The organism is Pseudomonas sp. EL_65y_Pfl1_R83, assembly GCF_963970695.1.
Lineage (GTDB): Bacteria > Pseudomonadota > Gammaproteobacteria > Pseudomonadales > Pseudomonadaceae > Aquipseudomonas > Aquipseudomonas tritici.
The window spans coordinates 1-315 of record NZ_CAXAQI010000529.1 but is presented as its reverse complement, the minus strand read 5'-3'; the positions used below and the strand labels follow the sequence as shown (position 1 = coordinate 315).

Sequence of the window (315 nt, the reverse complement as noted above, 5' to 3'; positions counted from 1 at the left end):
CTACTGAGTTCGGGATGGGATCAGGTGGTTCCAATGCTCTATGGTCGTCAAGAAATTCGGGTACTGAGTCGTGACCACATGGCCTCGCTTCAGCAAATTGGGTATGTGATAGCTTTCGGTGTTTTCGCGAGATCGAACTTTCGGTTCTATCGTCTTCACACACCGCAATCTGATGCTCGTTAGAGAAATCAAATTGCTTGGGTGTTATATGGTCAAGCCTCACGGGCAATTAGTATTGGTTAGCTCAACGCCTCACAGCGCTTACACACCCAACCTATCAACGTCGTAGTCTTCGACGGCCCTTCAGGGGACTCA

2 rRNA genes are annotated in these 315 nt (G+C 49.2%); both read right to left on the bottom strand.

The annotated features are described in order from the left end of the window. Positions 1–52: ribosomal RNA gene (gene rrf, locus AACY08_RS30780) — 5S ribosomal RNA — on the bottom strand; the annotation flags it as partial. 156 nt (positions 53–208) lie between these two features. Further along, positions 209–315: ribosomal RNA gene (locus AACY08_RS30185) — 23S ribosomal RNA — on the bottom strand; the annotation flags it as partial.